Source organism: Aestuarium sp. (genome assembly GCF_023253315.1).
GTDB lineage: Bacteria > Pseudomonadota > Alphaproteobacteria > Rhodobacterales > Rhodobacteraceae > Marivivens > Marivivens donghaensis.
In genome coordinates, this window is the sequence record NZ_JALRGW010000150.1 from 1 (window position 1) to 699 (window position 699).

General features: G+C 52.8%; 2 protein-coding genes. One reads left to right on the forward strand and one right to left on the reverse strand.

What is annotated here, in order from left to right:
• Window positions 1–59 precede the first annotated feature (59 nt).
• A complete protein-coding gene (locus AC1QQ2_RS14735) occupies window positions 60–458 on the forward strand; it encodes a hypothetical protein (RefSeq protein WP_479713709.1) in 399 nt (132 codons plus the stop codon).
• On the opposite strand, the gene AC1QQ2_RS14740 is transcribed toward AC1QQ2_RS14735, so the two are convergent.
• Window positions 455–655 carry a hypothetical protein gene (locus AC1QQ2_RS14740; protein ID WP_479713710.1) on the reverse strand — a complete coding sequence of 67 codons (201 nt, stop codon included), beginning with the start codon at window positions 653–655 and terminating at the stop codon, window positions 455–457. The genes AC1QQ2_RS14735 and AC1QQ2_RS14740 overlap by 4 nt on opposite strands.
• Between the last annotated feature and the right edge of the window lie 44 nt (window positions 656–699).

Below are 699 nucleotides of genomic sequence, written 5' to 3' on the forward strand. Positions count from 1 at the left end.
GTTCGAGCCGAGAAAAAAGATATGTCACTGGTTTTGAGAGATGATGAGGGAGCAGGACTATGGGACTGACAATTGACGACGTACACAAACAGCCATTCAAGTATATGAAGGCAGCCACGTATATGGAGGGGCAGATCGGCGTAATCATTCAGCACGCCGAAAAATCAGTTGGCCACCGCCCGCTTATGCCGATGTCGCGCACAGAGGCATGTGTCAACGTGTCCGACCCAAGAGTGCAGGAGCGCAATAAGCGCCTGCGTGCCGCAGCCCTGTCGTATCTGCGCAGTCAGAAGGAATGGAAAAGTATTGGTGAGATCAGATCAGCCATTCAGTGCAACAAGAGTGAGGCCGAGCAGCTAATGCAGCGCCTGCTTATTGACGGCGCGGTTGTCCGATCAAAGAAGCAGGGCCACATGGTTGCGTTCAAGTTTACGATTGCCCAGATCGAAATGCTCTAATTGCAGAGAGCCTCGTGGGTATCGTTGTTGGAAACGATGCCCACAACCAGATCACGGTCGTTTTTCAGCAGCCAGTCGATTGTCGATTGGCTGCTGAAATATATTGGGCGGGCGATGTCGCAGTAGTTACCGGTCGGTTTCACGCAGCCAGCGAGAGGCGCGATTAGCAAGCCCAGCATCATCCAGAATTTCAACATCGTCCCTCACTCTCTGAGCGGCCTTTACAGCGACAAGTCTGTCC